At 40.4% G+C, this 20,579-nt stretch carries 19 protein-coding genes; 11 read left to right on the top strand and 8 right to left on the bottom strand.

Annotated features, from left to right (window positions below; translation table 11 throughout):
- Positions 1-62: 62 nt before the first annotated feature.
- Positions 63-1,484, top strand: coding sequence for an NADP-dependent isocitrate dehydrogenase (locus VB654_RS18605; RefSeq protein ID WP_323215292.1), 1,422 nt, complete (start codon positions 63-65; stop codon positions 1,482-1,484).
- A gap of 199 nt (positions 1,485-1,683) precedes the next feature.
- On the opposite strand, the gene VB654_RS18610 is transcribed toward VB654_RS18605, so the two are convergent.
- Positions 1,684-2,670, bottom strand: a complete 987-nt coding sequence (locus VB654_RS18610; protein ID WP_323215293.1) for a GntR family transcriptional regulator — start codon at positions 2,668-2,670, stop codon at positions 1,684-1,686.
- 156 nt (positions 2,671-2,826) lie between these two features.
- Here VB654_RS18610 and VB654_RS18615 point away from each other — a divergent pair, with 156 nt between their 5' ends.
- From VB654_RS18615 to VB654_RS18630, 4 genes are all read left to right on the top strand, one after another.
- Entirely contained in the window at positions 2,827-3,576 is a 750-nt protein-coding gene (locus VB654_RS18615) for a dienelactone hydrolase family protein (RefSeq protein ID WP_323215294.1), read from the top strand.
- Positions 3,577-3,851: 275 nt separating this feature from the next.
- On the top strand, positions 3,852-4,754 hold the full coding sequence (locus tag VB654_RS18620) for a S1 RNA-binding domain-containing protein (protein ID WP_323215311.1): 903 nt from the start codon (positions 3,852-3,854) through the stop codon (positions 4,752-4,754).
- 347 nt (positions 4,755-5,101) lie between these two features.
- Positions 5,102-5,317, top strand: a complete 216-nt coding sequence (locus tag VB654_RS18625; protein WP_323215295.1) for a hypothetical protein — start codon at positions 5,102-5,104, stop codon at positions 5,315-5,317.
- A 680-nt stretch (positions 5,318-5,997) separates the two neighbouring features.
- Positions 5,998-6,309 (top strand): DUF6679 family protein, encoded by a 312-nt coding sequence (locus VB654_RS18630; protein ID WP_323215296.1) that lies wholly within the window; start codon positions 5,998-6,000, stop codon positions 6,307-6,309.
- A gap of 80 nt (positions 6,310-6,389) precedes the next feature.
- Here the strand turns inward: VB654_RS18630 and VB654_RS18635 are convergent, their stop codons facing one another.
- A complete protein-coding gene (locus VB654_RS18635; protein WP_323215297.1) occupies positions 6,390-8,024 on the bottom strand; it encodes an MBL fold metallo-hydrolase in 1,635 nt (544 codons plus the stop codon).
- Positions 8,025-8,677: 653 nt separating this feature from the next.
- Here VB654_RS18635 and VB654_RS18640 point away from each other — a divergent pair.
- A complete protein-coding gene (locus VB654_RS18640) occupies positions 8,678-9,643 on the top strand; it encodes an acetamidase/formamidase family protein (protein ID WP_323215298.1) in 966 nt (321 codons plus the stop codon).
- 18 nt (positions 9,644-9,661) lie between these two features.
- Entirely contained in the window at positions 9,662-10,027 is a 366-nt protein-coding gene (locus VB654_RS18645; RefSeq protein ID WP_323215299.1) for a sulfite exporter TauE/SafE family protein, read from the top strand.
- 65 nt (positions 10,028-10,092) lie between these two features.
- Here the strand turns inward: VB654_RS18645 and VB654_RS18650 are convergent, their stop codons facing one another.
- From VB654_RS18650 to VB654_RS18660, 3 genes are all read right to left on the bottom strand, one after another.
- Positions 10,093-11,346: an HhoA/HhoB/HtrA family serine endopeptidase gene (locus tag VB654_RS18650; protein ID WP_323215300.1), complete on the bottom strand. Its 1,254-nt coding sequence runs from the start codon at positions 11,344-11,346 to the stop codon at positions 10,093-10,095.
- 220 nt (positions 11,347-11,566) lie between these two features.
- Positions 11,567-12,406 (bottom strand): indole-3-glycerol phosphate synthase TrpC, encoded by an 840-nt coding sequence (trpC, locus tag VB654_RS18655; protein WP_323215301.1) that lies wholly within the window; start codon positions 12,404-12,406, stop codon positions 11,567-11,569.
- 68 nt (positions 12,407-12,474) lie between these two features.
- Positions 12,475-12,747 carry a HetP family heterocyst commitment protein gene (locus tag VB654_RS18660; protein WP_323215302.1) on the bottom strand — a complete coding sequence of 91 codons (273 nt, stop codon included), beginning with the start codon at positions 12,745-12,747 and terminating at the stop codon, positions 12,475-12,477.
- Between the two features lie 1,595 nt (positions 12,748-14,342).
- Here VB654_RS18660 and VB654_RS18665 point away from each other — a divergent pair.
- From VB654_RS18665 to VB654_RS18675, 3 genes are all read left to right on the top strand, one after another.
- Positions 14,343-14,480 (top strand): hypothetical protein, encoded by a 138-nt coding sequence (locus VB654_RS18665; RefSeq protein WP_323215303.1) that lies wholly within the window; start codon positions 14,343-14,345, stop codon positions 14,478-14,480.
- A 68-nt stretch (positions 14,481-14,548) separates the two neighbouring features.
- Positions 14,549-16,081: a PAS domain-containing sensor histidine kinase gene (locus VB654_RS18670; RefSeq protein ID WP_323215304.1), complete on the top strand. Its 1,533-nt coding sequence runs from the start codon at positions 14,549-14,551 to the stop codon at positions 16,079-16,081.
- 54 nt (positions 16,082-16,135) lie between these two features.
- Positions 16,136-17,020, top strand: coding sequence for a response regulator (locus VB654_RS18675; protein WP_323215305.1), 885 nt, complete (start codon positions 16,136-16,138; stop codon positions 17,018-17,020).
- Here the strand turns inward: VB654_RS18675 and VB654_RS18680 are convergent.
- The 3 genes from VB654_RS18680 to rsmA are packed head-to-tail and all read right to left on the bottom strand — an operon-like array spanning position 17,017 to position 19,188.
- Positions 17,017-17,337: a DUF3082 domain-containing protein gene (locus VB654_RS18680; protein WP_323215306.1), complete on the bottom strand. Its 321-nt coding sequence runs from the start codon at positions 17,335-17,337 to the stop codon at positions 17,017-17,019. The genes VB654_RS18675 and VB654_RS18680 overlap by 4 nt on opposite strands.
- Before the next feature lie 45 nt (positions 17,338-17,382).
- On the bottom strand, positions 17,383-18,336 hold the full coding sequence (ispE, locus tag VB654_RS18685; RefSeq protein ID WP_323215307.1) for a 4-(cytidine 5'-diphospho)-2-C-methyl-D-erythritol kinase: 954 nt from the start codon (positions 18,334-18,336) through the stop codon (positions 17,383-17,385).
- 15 nt (positions 18,337-18,351) lie between these two features.
- Complete coding sequence (gene rsmA / locus VB654_RS18690) at positions 18,352-19,188, bottom strand: 16S rRNA (adenine(1518)-N(6)/adenine(1519)-N(6))-dimethyltransferase RsmA (protein WP_323215308.1); 837 nt, start codon at positions 19,186-19,188, stop codon at positions 18,352-18,354.
- 340 nt (positions 19,189-19,528) lie between these two features.
- Between rsmA and VB654_RS18695 the strand changes: the two genes are divergently transcribed.
- A partial coding sequence (locus VB654_RS18695; RefSeq protein WP_323215309.1) for a serine/threonine-protein kinase occupies positions 19,529-20,579 on the top strand: 1,051 nt, incomplete at its 3' end.

Consider the following 20,579-nt stretch of genomic DNA (forward strand, 5'->3'; position numbering starts at 1 on the left):
TAGCCAGCCTGTCAAAGCAAAATTTTTTGGCGGGTGGCGTATCGTTCAGGAATGTTTGAAGTATGTACGACAAGATTAACCCCCCCACAACTGGAACAAAAATCACCTTTAAAAATGGTGAGCCGATTGTGCCTGATAATCCAATTATCCCTTTTATTCGGGGCGATGGCACAGGTATAGATATTTGGCCTGCTACCCAAAAAGTGCTAGATGCGGCAGTAGCCAAGGCATACAAGGGAAAACGGCAAATTAGTTGGTTTAAGGTTTATGCTGGTGATGAAGCTTGTGAATTATACGGTACTTATCAGTATTTACCTCAAGATACATTAACTGCAATCAAAGAGTATGGTATCGCGATTAAAGGGCCTTTGACTACCCCCGTAGGTGGTGGAATTCGTTCTTTAAACGTAGCGCTACGGCAAATTTTTGATTTATATGCCTGTGTGCGTCCTTGCCGTTATTATGCAGGGACACCATCGCCCCACAAAAATCCAGAAAAACTCGATGTGATTGTTTATCGGGAAAATACGGAAGATATTTATTTGGGAATTGAGTGGAAGCAAGGAAGTGAAATAGGCGATCGCTTAATTAAACTTCTCAACGAAGAACTCATCCCCGCTACCCCAGAACACGGTAAAAAGCAAATTCCCCTCGATGCTGGTATTGGCATCAAACCCATCAGCAAAACTGGTTCTCAGCGTTTAGTCCGTCGGGCGATGAAACACGCTTTGTTATTGCCTAAAGACAAGCAACAGGTAACACTGGTGCATAAGGGCAATATTATGAAGTACACCGAAGGTGCTTTCCGTGATTGGGGTTATGAACTAGTTACTAGTGAATTTCGGAGTCAATGTGTGACTGAACGAGAATCTTGGATTTTAAGTAATAAAGACAAAAATCCTGATATTTCCGCCGAAGATAACGCCCGTGAGGTAGACCCAGGTTATGATTCCCTGACACCAGAAAAACAAGCGCAAATTGTTCAGGAAGTCGAAACCGTGATTAACACAATTTGGGAAACCCACGGTAACGGTCAATGGAAAGACAAAATTATGGTCAATGACCGGATTGCTGATAGTATTTTCCAACAAATCCAAACTAGACCGGATGAGTATTCGATTCTCGCTACAATGAATTTAAACGGCGATTACTTGTCTGATGCTGCTGCGGCCATTGTCGGCGGTTTAGGAATGGGGCCAGGGGCAAATATAGGCGATATCTGTGCCATATTTGAAGCTACCCACGGGACTGCACCCAAACACGCCGGCTTAGATCGCATTAATCCCGGTTCTGTCATTCTTTCTGGTGTGATGATGCTGGAATTTATGGGTTGGCAAGAAGCGGCAGACTTGGTTAAGCAAGGTTTAGGGGAGGCGATCGCTAACAGTCAAGTTACCTATGATTTAGCCCGGTTACTAGAACCACCAGTAGCACCATTAAAATGTTCGGAATTTGCCGACGCAATTATTCAACATTTTGGTTAATAGTAGTGGCGGGACAATCCCGCCCTATCCGAATTCAAAATTCAAAATTCAAAATTCAAAAAGTTTATTAAATAGGCTTTTTAGAGTTTTTAGACTCCTAATGGGCGTTCTAAGATTAATTTATAATATCCGAATGCTTCTCCTTTAGGGCTGACAGTGAAAGGCATTAACAGTCCAGTAAATTAATTTTTGGAAATTCCTAACCCAAACCCAGTTCACGTTTTAACAAATTAATTGACTTAGCCCCAATATAATTTTCTACCTTAATCAGTTTAGGTGGACGAATAATGTCTTCTAGTGATGCTTGTACTGCTGCGTGTACACTAGCAAAACTGGCTTGATCGCTGATAATTATTTCTGCCCGCTTGACAATTGCTTGCAGTTTGTAGGCATCTTTTGGTTGTGAAGTCATGATCAATAGTTCATCTCCTCGTAAACCGTGAAGAATCACTTCTGCGGCGCGGGCAATTCCTGAGCTCAGACTAACTATGCCGACACAATTTTGCTTTGGCAGGGTTTTCAGCAGTTCTAATTCTTTGGTGTAGTCGTAGATATCCAGAGGAATTACACGTACAGATTTCGGCGCAGCGATCGCTTCCACATCACTGATAAAATAACGGCTTGTCACCACTGTTGCCGAATTAGTTTTATCCAGTACGGCTGTTAATTCTTCCATCGCTACCAACTGTACAGGGATATTGAGGGATAGTTCCAACTCATATACCATCAATTCACCAGCACCCATGTCATGAGAGGGAACTGCAACCAGCACTTGAGCGCTACAGCGTAAGCGCCAATCAATTTCACCTAAAAATAGCTCTCGCGCTTGATTCAGGGAATAACCTTGAGCCAGCATCTCATCCAGTGCCTTTTGCACCAGTTTATATGCATCTTCGGTCTGTTTTTTGACCATAGAGGATTGCACCCTACTGCCGCCCTCATGACCTTGAGTACGCACATAAATTCCTGACCCAGCTAAACTTTCTACAAATCCGTCTTCTTCCAACTGGCGGTAAACTTTGCTAATGGTATTACGGTGTAATCCAGTTTGCATGGCTAATGCCCGTGTGCTAGGCAATTTATATCCAGGCGGATATTGTCGGGAAGCGATCGCAAACCGAATTTGATTAAATAGCTGGTTTGAAGCCGGAATTTCACTGTCTGGCTGAATACGAAATTGAATCATTACCAAACCTGTTTATATTTAGTAAGGGCAAGTAACTAGTACTGCCAGGCGGAAATCAGGAGGGATTGATCACTTTGAAAGGAAATAGCTGTAGTTACTGGCATAGTTATATCAAATAATCACATACCTAATTACACATTACTAGTAAAAATTTTTATGTCAAAGCAAACCATAGATACCACAACGGTGAAGCTTTTGCAAGATAATCTGGAAATATCGGCTTATCTGGCACAACCACAAGCACCTGGTTTTTATCCCGGAGTGGTGGTACTACAAGAGATTTTTGGTATTAATGTTCACATTCGGGAAGTAACAGCACGAATTGCTCAACAAGGATATGTAGCGATCGCCCCCGCACTTTTTCAACGTCAAGCCCCAGATTTTGAAACAGGTTACACCCCTGAAGATATAGAAATTGGCAGAGAATATGCTTGGAACCAAACTCAAGCATCAGAATTATTGAGTGATATTCAATCAGCCATCGACTATCTCAAAACTTTACCCCAAGTGAAACCAGATAGCTTTGGCTGTATTGGCTTTTGTTTTGGTGGTCATGTAGCATATTTAGCTGCCACTCTACCAGATATTAAAGCCACTGCTTCCTTCTATGGTGCTGGCATTACAACTCGTACCCCAGGGGGTGGCGAACCCACTATCAACCGTACCCCAGCAATCAAAGGTCACATATATACTTTCTTTGGCATGGAAGATGCCAGCATTCCGCATGAACAGGTGGATCAAATTGCCGCAGAGTTAGAAAAATACAAAATTCTTCATCGTCTGTTTCGCTACGATGGAGCTGACCACGGATTTTTCTGTAACCATCGCGCCAGCTATAATCCTAAAGCCGCAGCTGATGCTTGGGAGCAGGTGAAACAACTTTTTGGCAGTGTGTTAGGAGCCTAGTACCGCAGGGCGGAAGTCAAAAGTCAAAAGTCAAAAATATGACTCTATAGACTTTTCAGTGATTTCTGATGGTTTTCCTATTTAAGCCTTGCTGCACTGAGGAAAAAAATATGGTGAAGTTCCCAATCTGAGAACTTTTCAAGTTATTTTAGGTTGTTTTACCTACCAAATCATCATGCCAGAATTACCTAACACTCCTACTAGGTCGGAATTTGTTAGGAATTTAGTAAAACTCCAGTGGCATTATGTCAAATAATAATTTATCTTCAACCGTCATGAACTCCGAATCGAAACTTTCTCAACCAGCCAATTCTTCTTTTACGATGGACGATTTTGCCAAAGCATTAGAAATACACGACTACCAGTTTCAAAAAGGACAAGTGGTACGTGGGAAAGTATTTCAACTTGACCCGGATGGAGCCTATGTAGATATTGGTGGCAAGTCATCTGCTTTTCTTCCCCGTGATGAGGCTTCTTTGAGAGCAGTTACCGATTTATCGGAGGTGCTGCCGTTGCAAGAGGAACTGGAATTTTTGATTATCCGGGATCAGGATGCAGAAGGTCAAGTCACTCTTTCGCGAAAGCAGCTGGAAATTCAGCAAGTCTGGGAACGACTAGTCCAAATGAATGAAGCTGGACAAACTGTGCAAGTTAGGGTGACTGGTGTAAATAAAGGTGGTGTTACCGTTGATCTACTTTCCTTGCGAGGATTTATTCCGCGATCGCACTTAGCAGAGCGTGATAACTTGGAAGCGCTTAAAGGTAACAGTTTGACTGTGAGTTTTTTAGAAATTAACCGTAATACTAACAAACTTATACTTTCCCAGCGATTGGCGACTCGTTCTAGCAGTTTCAGCTTATTAGAACTAAATCAGCTAGTAGAAGGTAAAATTACTGGCATTAAACCTTTTGGAGTATTTGTAGATTTAGATGGTCTCAGTGCCTTGCTACATATTAAGCAAGTCAGCCAAAAATTTATTGACTCTCTAGAAAAAGTCTTTCAAGTTGGTCAAACAATTAAAGCTGTAATTATTGACTTAGATGAAGGTAAAGGTCGTGTAGCTCTTTCAACCAGGATTTTGGAAAACTTCCCTGGTGAAATGCTAGAGAATTTTGATGAGGTCATGGCTTCAGCTGAGGCGCGTGCTAATCGAGCTAGTAATAAACCTGCTGAATAAAAGTAAGTAGGGGAACAGGGGGCAGGGTGCAGGGGAGAATAAGCTAACTCAGCAATTTCCCCACTCAGCACTCAGCAATTTCTCTAATCAGTAATTTCCCTACTCAGCATTCAGCACTCAGCACTCAGCAATCAGTAATGTCTCCACTCAGCACTCGGCAGTTTCCCCACCAGCACTCAGTAGTTTCCCTAATAGCAATGAGGCAGCACTCAGCTTTTGATAGATACTGTGATCTAAATCACAGAAACTTGTAATAAGTATCACCAGTATTTACCGTCTTATATCAATGAAGAAGAAAAATAAATGTTCCACAATAAGGAGGTAATGCTCACACTACCCTAATCAACATGATTCGCACACTCGTTGAATCTGCTTTCCAAACTGGATATCTTAGTGTTGAATCTGAGGGTTTACTCCATCAAGTGCTAGCGACTAAATGCTATCAGTCCGATGATTTGGCAGTACTTTCAGCTTTATATGATGCAGTTAATGCAGGTCAAATTAAACGGGAAGCATCCTCGCAACTGCCAATAGAATTTCTTCGGCAATGTAAAATTGGATAAATTTACCACTGCATTCTAGTGGGAAATCTTCTGCTATGGCTTTAGTCATATTAGTTAGGACAAGTCTGGTTGGCTTTCAGCCTTTAATCGACTTGCATAAGCTGCTCACGCCCCTCCCAGCGCAGCTATACCCAGAGGCATTTACAGCACTTTGTTATACTACGCACGCTTATCTTCAGGTTTTTAGTGCCTAAATATAAAAACTCTTTGCCGATTCTTGTAGAAAAGCATTAAGGTCGGCAGGAGAATGAGTTAAGATCAAATACATAGGGATAAAAATAAAGCAGAGTTCCCGGACTTTCCAGAAATGCTAATGAGTACAAGTAAGCAAATTAAACAACCGCGATCAACACTTGATTTGTGGTGTTTTTTATTACATGGTTACGAAAATACTTTCCAGCTATTAACCTGGTTAGGAGCATGACTAAATTGTGTGATGTCGATAAAGTAGACATTCTCTGAACAATCTGAAAGAAATTTAGTTCAACAGGTGCAGTAGCGGTGAATCTGTGATTTCAAATTTCTCTAGATTTTGGCAAATACAGGCCAGTCTATGGGTAGAATCACCAGAGCCAGCGATTTTGAGCCTTGGAACTGGTTTCTCAAAGGTATATCTCAAATGGGGTAAAACCCAAATTTTACAGGTTTAACGACGTTGTTTAAAAAGGTAGAAGCAGTACATGCTACACCGCAAGATTTATCAACTGTGTTGCGACGGGCGCGAGGTATGTGTATTCTTGCGGGACCAGCAACGCTGGATTGAACGCGCCCGCATCCTCGATATAGAGGGGGATTTAGTGACTCTACGCTATGAAACAGACGAAGAAGACGAGGTTTGTGCGTGGGAGGAGATGGTTCGCCTGGAAAGCATTGGCTCTGTAACCCAAAAGTTGGCTTCAGTGCCACGTGGTAATGCAGAATTTCTGATGACGGAAGATTGTCCAGAATCAGAACGTATCCGTAACCATTCTCCCGATTCAAATCCTGAATAGAGACTCGATTAACCTAAGTAGAGACGCGATTAACTGCGTCTCTACAAGAGAGCTATTTCAGTTTACTGTTCAGAATTGGATCAGCGTTCAAAAGCCGGGCAGTAACCCTCAAGAGTCACTTTAAAGTTATATAGCGGAGAAGCGGGATTCCAGCACCGTTGTCCTCTTTGGTGTCGGCAACTGCCACAACAATCTATCTCAGACAAGGTATAGCGATCGCTATTTTGGTGCAGTAGTTCTTTGGGAGACAATCCCCGCAATACTAGTTCTTCACCCTGCCAACGAGCTTCTATTAAACCAGTATCGGCAAACTGTTGCCAACGTGGGTCATGTGTAATGGCATCGGGTAAAGTGACTGTAATCACTGTTCCTAACTCGTTGAGTTCGCCTTCATAATTTGTTTCTGGGGGGGCTGGTTGTAGAAATGTCTCGCCAATTGGCAGTTCTACTAGCGTACCCGCACCAGGGGAATGGACGTGATAACGGTTTTGTAGTTCTTCTAAACTAGTTAAATCTGCTAAATATGCTGGGGAACCGTGAACAAAGACGACGTGCTGGGGACGCAAATTATGAATTAGCTGAGTAGTTCCAGGGCCATCACTATGCTGGGCGAGAAGATAAGTTTCATCGCTAGTGGTCGCTGAATATTTGGGATTAACTTTTATATCAATTTTTTCGGGTAACAGGATCACCCAAGGGCCTGTTTGATTTTGGCAATATTGGTTTAAATCAGCTGTGGAGTCTGTAAGTACAATACAGGGAAATTTACCGACTGTAGCCCGATGTTCTGGCTGCAAACGCCGGACTCGTGGACGCACTCGCTCATCCCAAAACAGGGGCTGATGGCGGGCGAAGTTCTGCACTGATGTCGGTAGGTGGGGTAGTAGTTCCAGGTAAGCATCGCAACCAATGGCCACAGCACCATCAACCCAAATATCTAAATCTCGTCCGGTGAAGTGGTGATGAGATCGTAAGAGCATTAATAATTCTTGTCCCAAACCTAATGCGGGTGTGGGAAGTAGCACCGAACAACGGTCTGCGATCGCGCGATTAATCCGTTCCGCTAGTTGATTTTCTTGGTTGCGGCGATGAGGATGGCGAGATGTGCCATAAGTACCTTCAATAATCAGTACATTTACCTCTAGACTACGCAACTCTTCTAAACGCAAACCTTCGACTAGGCGAGAGTTAGATAAGAAAAAATCTCCTGTATACAGCAGCTTATAAGAGCGCTTTTCTGTGGTGTAGGTGAGTAAAATTGCTACCGCTCCTGGTAAGTGTCCGGCGGGAAACAGTTCCACCACCAAACCTTCTTGGATTTCTACAGGCGATCGCAACGGCAAAGCATGACAAAGCTGAGGAATTGTTTGAGGGTCTTGATCTAGCCAATTGAGAGGTAATAACTTGCTCGTTACCTCGCTACTATAGATCGGTAACAAGGGGAAAGCCTGATGTATATCTACCAATCCTCTAGCGTGATCTGGGTGGGCGTGACTGACCAAAACCAAATCTGCTGGCATGGGGGAATTAGCCAACGAGGTCAGCAATGATGAAGTATCCCTCAATCCACAATCCAGTAAAATGCGGTGTGGTCCCATCCGTACTAATAAACACACACCTTCATCATGGTGCTGGACACTATAGGGCAAACAGTTTAATTGACTCGCCGCCGCCTCCACATCAATGCCAGAGGATGCCGACAGATTATCCCTCATGCTTTCCTGCTATATAACCTCATGATCATCGATATCGCTCACAAGCCAAGATATCTTGAATCTTGGTTTTTCACTGGGGGGCAAGTTTTATGCTGCGCCCTTACACCCTGAGAAGGCAAATTTTTGATTAGGGAGGACGCTAACACCGAACTTCAGCCAGTTGGAAAAATTTGGTTAACAAGCAACTCTCATTTTAGGGTTTAAAGGAGTGTGCCTTGTTAATGTGCAGATCCATTACCGTGATAGTTTTCTGAATCATAAAATCCATTTTTAGTGCCAAAAAACAGGCACGCAAAAGAGAATATAACTGTTAATCCCACTAAAATCAGCTTGACATCCATTTGTTTGTTGTTCCTGACTCAAGACTTTCTTATATTAATAGAATGTTGATTAAATCCGGCGGAATTACCAGAAAATCTTTACTATGGTTAGGGTGATTGAGCAATAGGTAAAATTACTACAATCAGTAAAATTGTATAACTTTTCTGTTAAGCTGTCCATTCATATCATCAGCCTAGAAGCAAGGCGAAACAAAACTTAAAAAAGCAAAAATATTTCCTAAGAGAATTTCTCAGTTTGTTAATTAAATAAACTTCATAGATTAATATATTTATACTGTAAAGATTAACACAGAAAATAAGATAAGTGTTGAAATGATTCATCACATTTTAAGAGCCACGAGAGAAACTGTACATCTTGGTGGTTTCTCTGACCTACTTAAACCAGCACTCATCATTGATTCTGGCGATACCATAGATGTAGAAACTTACACTGGTTATTATGTTTACGACAAAGCACCACCGGAGTTTCTCACACCGGAGTTTCTAGATATTTGCCACAATCTGGCATCAGAAAGGAAAGTGGCTGGAGGTCCACATTTGCTCACAGGGCCAATTTATGTGCGAGATGCCGAACCTGGTGATGTTTTAGAAGTAGAATTACAAGCGATCGCACCGAATTTACCAATTGGATTTAATGCCATTCGTACAGGCTGGGGCGCACTATCACAACAATTTACTCAACCTGCGCTGAGATTTATTCCCCTAGATTTAACCAACAATATCGCCGAATTTCCCGCCCATAGTGGCATCAAAATTCCCCTCCAACCCTTTTTTGGTATTCTTGGTGTAGCCACCCCAGAAAATTCCCGAACCTCAATTCCACCTGGTAGCTATGGCGGAAATATTGACAACCGTGAACTCCAAGCAGGTTCGCGGATATTTTTGCCTGTTTTTGTTCCCGGTGGATTATTTTCTCTTGGTGATGGACATTCAGCGCAAGGAGATGGAGAAGTTAATGTCACTGCAATTGAAACTTCTATGAATGGTAGAATCAAGCTTACTCTTCGCAAAGATTTACAACTGATAACACCTATAGCTGAAACACCGACTGATATTATTACAATGGGTTTTGCGCCAACTTTAGATACAGCTTTAGAAATGGCTTTACAAAATATGATTGATCTGCTGAAGCGTTTCACCAGTTTGTCGGCCGAAGATGCTTATGTCTTGTGTAGTTTAGCTGTAAATTTTCATATCACTCAAGTTGTCAATAGTCCCCAAAAAGGTGTTCACGGAATGCTACCCAAGTCTATTCTTTCAGAAAAAATATGTTTATAAATATGAGCCAATATAAATATGTCTAATATAGTTATACAAATGTTGAGTATTGGTTTGGTTGCTGGCTTGACTGGTGGTATCTTTGGTCTGGGTGGTGGTGCAATTATGGTACCAGCAATGGTATTGTTAGTTGGTCTGGATCAGAAGTTTGCCACTGGTACTTCTATCGCTGCACAACTTTTACCAATTGGTATTTTAGGCGCAGCAGTATACTATCGTAACGGCAACATAAACATTAAATATGCAGCCATTATCGCTGTTGGTCTGATAGTTGGTAATTTGTTTGGAGCCTTATTTGCTAATCAACCATTTATCAGCAGTGAAATGATCAAGAAGTTGTATGGCATTTTTTTATTGCTTCTTGGTATCCGTTATTTAATTTGATATTAGGCATTGAGGAGTGAGTACTGAGAATAAATATAATTCCTGACTCAGCACTCAGCACTCAGCTATTGCACTGCTTGAGTGGGTAAAGCACCAGTTCGCACAGCTAAATTAATATTCTGCCCATTGCGCCGCAATCCTAAACGCACATCTCCTCCAACTTGAGCGTTTTCCACTGCTTTTTGAATGCTGCTGGCTTCTGTAACTGATTGACCGTTAAGCTGTTGGATTACGTCTCCTGCACGTAAACCGGCTTGAGCTGCGGGTGAGTTGGGCATCACGCGCACAATTAAGACCCCACGATCTTCATTCACTGTCATAGGGCTATTGGGGTCTGAATTCAGACGTTCCTTGATTTGAGGGGTTAACTGTACCATCTGAATTCCTAGATAGGAATGCTGTGCTTTACCTGTAGCAATTAGTTGCTGAGAAATTCGTTGAGCTGTGTTGATGGGAATGGCAAAACCCAATCCTTGCGCTCTTTGGATAATAGCAGTATTCATGCCAATTACTTGACCACGAGCATTTAACAAAGGTCCGCCAGAATTACCAGGATTAATTGCGGCATCTGTTTGAATAAATTCAACTCGCTTATCAGGTGCGCCAATTTGATTGCTACTGCGACCAGTAGCACTAATGATACCTGTGGTGACTGTATTATCTAATCCTAAAGGATTACCAATAGCGATCGCCCACTCTCCCGCTTGCAGTTGGTCTGAGTTACCCACTTCTACAGTCGGTAAATTGTTGGAATTAATTTTGACAACAGCGACATCTGTTAATTCGTCAGTCCCCATCACCTTACCTTCAAAGCTCCGCCCATCTTTGAGTATAACTCTTACAGTGTCTGCACCCGCCACAACATGGGCATTGGTGAGAATACTACCATCCTTGCTGATAATAAAACCGGAACCAGTGCCTCGTTCTACTCGACTTTGTGATTCTGGTAGCTGAGATCCAAAAAATTGGCGGAAAAATGGATCATTAAATGCAGCCGGTAAGCGACTGTTAACAGTCCGGGAAGCTTCAATTCTAACTACGGCTGGCCCCACCTTCTGCACCACCTGGGTGACAAAATTAGAACCTGTCGCACCTGGTAATGGAGGCGCAGCATTAACTCGACTTACTGCTAAATTTGATGTCCTCTCGGAAATTTGCTGTGGGTTTCCAGCCAAATAACCACCGGCGAGTGTCATACCTGATCCCAGCAACACCAGTGATAAAGAAGCTGCTGTCTTTTTCCAAATCCCTTGATTTTGCTGTTGGATATGAGTTTGATTATTTAATGAGGATTTTCCGTCATGTATTTGCTTGTTCATTGCTGCCTGTCAGAAAATTTCAATTACTAATAATGTAGATATTATTTGTGACGCTTTTGTTGCAAAGGTATTGCTTCATTATGAAATATTCCTTATTTTAGCAATTTTCCGCCTGTTAGATGCGTTAACACTAGAGTACACCTAGACAAACCTAGCCCGCTTGTGCGGGCTAAAGTCATATAACCACACCCTTGAGAGTGTGAGGCAGATTGAGCATTGACTAATCACCTTTTACCAGACAACGAACTGCCTGTTCTATATCCTCTTGTTTAATTAAAGGTTCTCCCACTATCACTGCATTTGCCCCAGCCTCAGCCATCAGAGATAAATCAGTGCTTGTATATAATCCTGACTCACTGACAACTATCACGCCTAAGTTTTGTAACTGCGATCGCCTTGCTGCCAGCAGTTGTTGTGTGGTACTGAGATCGATGGTAAAATCTTCTAGATTTTGGTTGTTAATCCCAATTAAACGGATGTCATCAAGCTTGAGTACACGGTCTAACTCACTCAAGCTATGAACTTCCACCAAAGCATTCATTCCTAAATAATGAATTACTCTCAGGAAATCTTGCAGTTCCCGATCTGTGAGAATAGCTGCAATTAATAGTACAGCATCTGCTCCTGCGGCTCGTGCTAAGTAAATTTGGCACGGGTCAATAATAAACTCCTTACACAATAAGGGCAATGTTACCCTCTGGCGAATTGCCCGGAGACTTTCAAAACTGCCATGAAAGAATGTTGTTTCAGTAAAAACTGAGATACAAGCTGCACCACCACGCTCATAAGCTTTAGCAATCATTATGGGGTCAAAATCTGGACAGATAACACCATATACTGGCGATGCTTTCTGAATTTCTGCAATTAGTCCAGGTTGGTAAGGATTTTGTTGCAAAGCAGTCAAGAAATCTCGCACCGTTGGTGCAGCAGTTAACTGGCGTTGCAAAGAAGCCAATGACATCTGCTGGTGCATTTGTGTTACTTCTTGCTTTTTATGCCAAACAATTTCTCTGAGAATGGGTTGCAAACGAGTATTAACAGTAGTCAGTGGGTAAATCATTAGCTGCTATGTATCTGGAGAGAGGGTGACTCACAAAGGATAAGATATGAAATTTGTCCCTACTGTTTTCAGAGTCGAATCCAGTTTGAGTTCATATCAAATACTTCTTTCCTATCCATATCTTTTGATTTGGAATTTTCAACTAAGCAATTATTTTTCAGGAGTCGAATATAGGTGCGGTAAGGAATGTAGTCTATAGGGTTGTAGCCAGAATACCTGAGAATTAATACACAAGCCCAAGAATACTTGCCGGCAATAATTGCTTTAATAATTTGTTCAATTTGTTCTGTGTTGATTTTTTTAGTACTTTGTGTACTACAACTGTTATTTAGTTGATGCATAGCTTTCCCTCTTTTTTAATTTGGAATCCTACATCTAAATGCAATTGCTACCGATGTTATTAACTAGAAGCTAAAACTACGGAAATTAGCATTGAACGTGTTAGGACTGAATCATCCAATTTTTTGAAATAAAGTTACAGCCAATTCCACAATCTCCACAAAAAAACTTTGATATTACCAAAAATTGATTACAGATATTTCTGCTGATATGTAAGAACCATTAACAAAAATTAGAATTTGCTTGGGAAAATAGGGGTGAATTTAACTAGCCAGCATTTTTATCTGCCTAATATATATCTAGCTAAATTACCCCCTACAGATAAACCGTGTTGCAGAAGCAGCTTCTCTATTAAGCCTACTCAATTTTTAGCCCCAGTTATATGATCTATTTTTGGATGGATTTATCTTTTCTTTCGCTCTTCTCTTAATAGTCATACTAGATTGTCAGATGACATTCAAAAATTACAAATTATACTTACTGAGATTTGCTCAAATAACCAGGCAGTCAGAAAAATTATTTTTTTATTTCGGTAGTTTAATGTGGAACCACATATCTTTCCTAATAGCAGGTAATAATCTTGGATTTACCTATGTATCGTATATTACTTGCCGTTACTGTATTGAATCTCAAGAAAGTTTACTTTATTTTGATGGTAATCATACAAAAATCCCGTTTCTTAAAAAAAGAATTTAAGAAAAATGTGTTAATTATTACTTTTTGCAGAAGACGCAAACACAATATTAAAACTATCAACAAACCATGTAATGCTTGATTGGCAAGGCTAAATGATATATTTTTTGATAGGTGGTCATGGTTAATACTAGTTACAAACATAGCAATAAAGTTTGTATTAATACATTTAAATACTTAATGCAATAAAATAAAGCATTTTGAAATCTAGCGAATAGATGTCTAGCCAAAAAGAGCTTTTTTGTTACTTAATAATTTTATAATTAAGGTATTTGTGATTATCGATACATTTATCCTTTACATTATCTATAACTTTTGAGAGATGTTCTCTTAATACGGATATGGTGGTAAAAAAAAAGGTATATCCTATGACAGATGACTCAGCACATCATTATAGAGTTAGATGTCTGAATGAATAAAATAATTTGAATAAAATTTATAATGAAAAATTATCTGTTTTAGTCTTAAAGTTATAGTAAAAAGGTATAGCAATTTAAATAGAGACAATACTGTGATTATGAATGATGTTTAGGCAAGTATATAGTTCTTTGTCTGTAATGTAATCGCAATCAAGCGATGTTGGGCTGGAATTCAACTTAGCACTTGTCTGAATTTAGTATTTCTTATCTGTCAACAAAGATGCTATTTGCTATATTTATTTTCTATAAAAATCTGTGAACCGATACGAAAAATGTTTGAAAAAGTTTATTGATTTATGTAAATAAGTTTAACATACCTAATCTATATTGATAAGATTAGCTTAATAATAGTAAGTAATCTGACACTATTTATAGTTGAATTGATTTTCTTTCTCAGAATATTGGATAATTATGACTTTTGAAAAATGGTGATTATCAAAGCTTTATTGACTCGATTACTAATTGATTAAATGGCGAGTAAGTTTATGGATTCTGATAATTATAAATTATTTCAATCGGATTATCTACTAGCATTTAAATTAGGCGATCGCCTCCTGTGTAGCTTTGGCAAACAAACTCAGGAGAGCAATTTTTCTGACTGGAAATTACCTTTACCTACATAAAGTATCAAAGCAAGAAATTTAAATTTAGCTTTGGCTATCACAGAAGAGAGAAAGTAGTAGAGGGGTGTATGTACCAGTGGATTGACGAATTAAAAAATACTCAAAATCATTTACAACAGGAAGTTACCGAACTGAAGAAAAAGGAGGTACAACTCCAAAAATCCCTTTCTCTACTACGTTCGACCCTGGAATCTACAGCTCATGGCATTATGGCAGTGAGTCTTCAAGGTAATATTCTCGATTTTAATCAGAAATTTGTGGATATGTGGCAAATTCCCAATTCTCTGACCCTATCTAGAGACTATCTTCAATGCCAAGCTTTTTTCGAGAACCAGCTAAAATATCCAGAAGCTTATAGCCAGGTGATATCGGAAATATCCAATCAATCAGATTTGGAAAGCTCCGATATTTTGGAGTTAAAAGATGGGAGAATTTTTGCTCAATACTCTCAACCTCAGTGGTTGGAGGGAAAAATCATTGGTAGAGTATGGAGTATTTGGGATGTTACTCAATCCTCGCAAATAGAAGAAACACCACAGTTAAAACCAGTTAGCTGGTACACTTTGGCAGAAACAACAAATGCTAGTATTTTTGTAATTCAGGGTTGGGATTTATCTTATATGAATCCGGCGGCGGAGGTACTAACTGGCTATACAAAAACAGAACTACTAACTGGATTTAATTCTTGCCAATTGTTTAAGAACAAAAAGCGTAAACAGGTATGTAATAAAGATTTAGAATACCAGGAAATGAAGATTCTGGAAAAAAATGGCACAGAACGCTGGTTAGCCTGTGTAGTCGCAACACTTGATCAGCAACAAGCATCACTGGAAATGATTGCCGGTATTGATATTACTGAATACAAACAAGCAGAATTGGATTTGAGTCAAACTTTAGAACAACTAAAGCAACTCAGCGAACTGAAAGCACAATTCATGTCTATGGTTTGCCACCAATTCCGCACCCCACTAAATGTTATTTCATTTTCTAATAGCTTACTCAAAAGGCATATCAATGAATGTTACGAAGAGAAAACACGACCGTTACTTGATCATATTCAATCAGGTGTTGAACAGATCACCAAGATGTTGGATGATATTTTGTTCTTCGCAAAAGCAGAAGCTGCCACAATAGATTATGATGCTAAACCTCTGAATTTAGTTGATTTCTGTAATGATTTAATTACACGAATGCAAACAAATGATAGTGAGAACCGCATAAATTTGCTGAGTCAAGGTAGCTACTTAACAGCCTGTATGGATCAAAAAGTTTTAGAACCAATAATTTCTAACTTGCTCGATAATGCCATGAAATATTCTCCTATTGACAGCGAGGTGCAATTCAAGCTTTTTGGTGAGTGTGGGAAAGTAGTGTTCCAAATTACAGATTGGGGTATTGGCATTCCCATTGCTGATAGAGAGCGAGTATTTGAGCCATTTTTTCGAGGTAGCAATATTCATAATTTGCCAGGTACTGGACTAGGATTATCCATTGTTAAAACCCTTGTAGATTTACATAGAGGTTACATTGCTGTGGAAAGCGAACTTGGTGTAAGTACAACATTTACCATTATGTTGCCAGCAGTGAAATCAAAGTTATGAGTTTAGTAGAATGTTTGCTAATTGTTATTTGTCAAAAATCCTAGTGATAGAAAAATGATACAGGAATCAACGAAAACAATTCTCATAATTGAAGATAATGCTACTACCCGCAATCTTTATTTAAGGGGTCTTGAGGCTGAAGGTTTTAATACTATAGTGGCAGAAAATGGTCGGGTTGGTATCGAAAAAGCACAAACCTATTTACCAGATTTAGTGATTTGCGATATTATCATGCCAGATATGGATGGTTACAGTGTTCTCCATAGAATGCGCCAAGATCCTGTAACTGCAATTATTCCCTTCATTTTTCTCACTGGTAGCAATCATCAGAGAGATATTCGTAAAGGTATGGAGTTAGGCGCAGATGACTATCTGATTAAACCTTCTACTTTAGAGCAATTACTCAAAGCGATCGCGATCCGATTAGAAAAACAATCTCTTTTACATCGCTGGTATGCGACTAAATCCCATCAAATCACAGAATCAGTACCTGCAAACACAACTCCCACTGTTACATCAAACTCAATTTTTCCAACCATTCCCCATCTCAAAGAAGTTTTTGACTACATTGAAGCTAATTATCATCGCGGGATTACCTTATCTACTGTGGCAGAGGCTGTTGGTTATTCACCAGCTTACTTAACAAGTAGAGTCAAGAAAAAAACAGGTGAAACTGTTAATGGTTGGATAGTCAAGCGTCGCATGGCCGCAGCCCGTCTCTTATTGCAAGATACTGATCAGACAATAGAGCAGATTGCTACAGCACTAGGCTATCAAAATGCTTGTCATTTCTCCCGCCAGTTTCGTCAAGAACACGGTATACCTCCCAAAACTTGGAGAAACCAAAATCAACTTTCTCAAATTACCAGTCATCAGAAGCCACAATTCATCAATATTCAGCCTCAATATGAAAACTATGCACCTTTAGTCCGAAGTTAATTATTTTTGGGCTGTGTCAATTGCTGCACCATTAATTGGATTGCCAAAGCTAACAAACCAATTGCAACTATACCAAATATCCCCGTTCCCAAAGCAACTACACCGACAACCAAAGTCCGCACAGCAGCGCCAATATTTACCGCTATTGGGTTATCTGAATGGATGGGTTTAGCAGCAAAAGTTGTCGCGATGGATATCATTAGCGAATACATCGCATATCCTAATCCCCCAGCAAATACCGCGCCCGTTATACAACGTAATGGAGTTGGCGGAACCTGATTTTGAGCTTCTGCTTCTGTTACTTTTAAATCACTCATATCTTCTTAGTGTCTTGGTGTCTTGGTGCAAGGAAAAAAACTTCCCTAAACTGATGATGCCACCTGAATGCCGTGGGTAATAGTCCGAGTTACAAACAATTCTAAATCCTGATCAGGAATTGCGGCTCTCATTTGTAGTTTAACTGCTTGTGCTTGTGCTTCAGACTCCACGAGGGCAAATACTGTGGGGCCAGAACCAGACATCATGGTTCCTAAAACACCTGCTTGAGTGGCAAATAATTCTCGCAGTTGTAAGACTTGAGGATAAGCTGGTAAAACTACACGCTCTAAATCATTATGCAGTTTTTCGGCAATTTCTCCCGCATCTTGATTCAGGACAGCTTTAATTATTGCTTCTGAATGAACTGCGGCCGCACGAGCTGCTAAATTTTCCATATCTTTGAGATCAGAACTGCCAAATTCTTGGCGATAGGTTTTGTACGCCCAAGCGGTGGAAACTTCCAGGCTGCGATATTTCGCCAACACTATATATATATGATCCAAACTTGGTAAGGGCGAAAGTTTTTCACCTCTACCTGTAGCAATTACTGTTCCACCCGCCACACAAAACGGGATATCTGAACCTAGAGTAGCACCCAGTTGTTCTAATTCTGGTTGCGTGAGTCCCAAGTTCCACAATAAATCTATTCCCACCAACACAGCTGCGGCATTTGTCGAACCTCCCGCTAAACCAGCCGCTACGGGAATATGCTTATTAATGGTAATTTCTACACCCCCGTATTGAGCCAAAGCTTCGGGAAATTTTGCCGCCATTAGTGCTGCGGCTCGGTATGCTAAATTACTTTTATTTGTGGGTACTTGTGGGTGCTTGCAGTTGACGCGAATCGTATCTGTACTTAGAGATTGGACATTAATTTTGTCGGCGAGAGCAATACTTTGAAGTATCATCGATAACTCATGATAACCATCAGGCCGCTCGCTGATGATTTCCAAATATAAATTGATTTTAGCCGGAGCAATTAAATTGTATGAACGCATATCAGTTATCAGTTATCAGTTATCAGTCTGTTCATTGTTCACTGTTAACTGGTTTGCTAGTGTTACCCATTGCTGAACGCTGAGGTCTTCGGCTCGAACTTGGGGATTTATTTCTAATTGTTCCAGTAATTGGGTCAGGCGATCGCGTTCAACCAGAGATTTCAAATTATTTCTTAACATTTTGCGTTTCGCCCCAAATCCCAGTTTGACCAAAGTCTCAAATTTCCGGGGGTTCAATACTGGTGTTTCAATCTGTCGGGGACGCAATCGCACTACGGCTGAATCTACTTTTGGTGGTGGGTAAAATGCACCGGCGGGAACTGTGCAAATAAATTCACAATCAGCTAAATATTGCACCCGCACACTCAAGGCCCCAAAAGTTCTAGAGCCAGGATTAGCATATAATCTATCGGCTACTTCTTTCTGCACTAATAGCACTATGGAGTCATAAGGTTCTGGGTTAGGGTTGGCGATAGTCCCTAGTAATTTCTCGATGATTGGCCCTGTAATGTTGTAGGGGATATTCGCTACTACTTTATTAGGCTTTTGAAAGTGGGGAAATGGTGCTAAATGGGATGGTAAATCTAAGGTCAGAAAATCCCCTTGCAAGAGTAAAAAATTTTCTCTTTGACCCAGTTGCTTGGCTAACTGTTTGCATAAATCCAAGTCTATCTCCACTGCTACGAGCGATCGCACCAAGGGAAGTAAACGCCGAGTTAGAATACCCGTACCGGGGCCAATTTCCAGCACACGATCATCGCTCTGGTGACATTCTGCTGCTTTAATAATTGCATCCAGTGCCTTTTCACTTTTGAGCCAATATTGAGCAAAAGACTTGCGCGGTCTAATCATTAATTTTCCTGACTAAATCTAGTTTTTACAGCAGTTTTCATTCAGATGGAGTATATATTTATCTGTGTTCATCTGTGTACATCTGTGGTTAATTATTTTTTATCTCTTGAGTGAACCTGAAATTAAAACAGTAACAACCAAAGTCAGAATATCCAAAATTCAACACCAACAGCTAGAAAAACCTTTGCATAGGTTGGGTTAAGTACAGCATAGGTTTTCAATTTGTAGGTGTAATTATGTCAGCCTTTCTCTGTGTTACCAAAATAACTTGCCTGATTACAGAGAAATTTGGCACAATAAACCTAATAAATCCCCATCCTTTACTCCCAAGTTAAAAATCATGCCTACGAGTGGTACAGTTCTGCGTAACCGCTATAAAATCATCAACCTACTGGGAAGTGGCGGATTTGGTGACACCTATTTAGCAGAAGACTTGGGTATACCTATTAATCCTAAGCCTAAGTGCGTCGTCAAGCGCCTGAAAACACACAACCTCACAGACGAACAATTGGATTGGGTCAAAAACTCATTTGAGCAAGAAGCAGTAACCCTGTACAATTTAGGCAATCTTCACCCCCAAATTCCCAAATTATCGGAATATTTTCAGTTAGGGAACGAATTTTATTTAGTACAGGACTTTATTGATGGAGATGATTTGACTAAAATTATCACCCCTGGTAAAAAATTCCCTGAGACAACAGTTATCCAGCTTTTAGCAAAAATTTTAGAAGTGTTGGTAGTCGTTCACCAACAGAATATTATCCACCGCGACATCAGCCCCAAAAATATTATGCGTCGTCGCCTGGATGGAAAAATCATGTTAATAGACTTTGGCGCAGTCAAGCAGATTATGTTTCAGAATACTGGGCAAACTAGCCTCACTATGGGAGTGGGGACACCTGGTTTTATGCCTTGGGAGCAATTCAATGGTAAACCGAAATTAGCCAGCGATATCTACGCCGTTGGCATGGTGGGGGTTTTAGCACTCACGGGAATACCACCCCATTTATTAGATGAAGATGAAGATGGTGAAGTAATTTGGCAAAATTACGCCAGTGTTAGCAGGGAATTTGCACAAGTCTTGACGACAATGATTAGTCGCCGTGTTAGCCAACGTTACCAAAATGCCGCCGCAGCTTTACAAGCCATACAGTTATTCAATCAACCTATTGCCCCAACAATCATTTCTCCAAAAATCATTTCTCCACCTCCCTCTTCAGTAGGTGTGCAATTGTTTAATTCCAGCGTAGAAGTTGTAACGGTAAATGCACAAGGCAAAGTTATCAACCGTCAAAACCGAGAAGTTAAATATTTCGTTGAAGATTTAGGAAATGGTGTCACTTTAGAAATGGTGCGGATACCAGGCGGAACTTTTACTATGGGTTCGCCAG

The organism is Nodularia sp. UHCC 0506 (genome assembly GCF_034931045.1).
In the GTDB taxonomy this organism is placed as follows: domain Bacteria; phylum Cyanobacteriota; class Cyanobacteriia; order Cyanobacteriales; family Nostocaceae; genus Nodularia.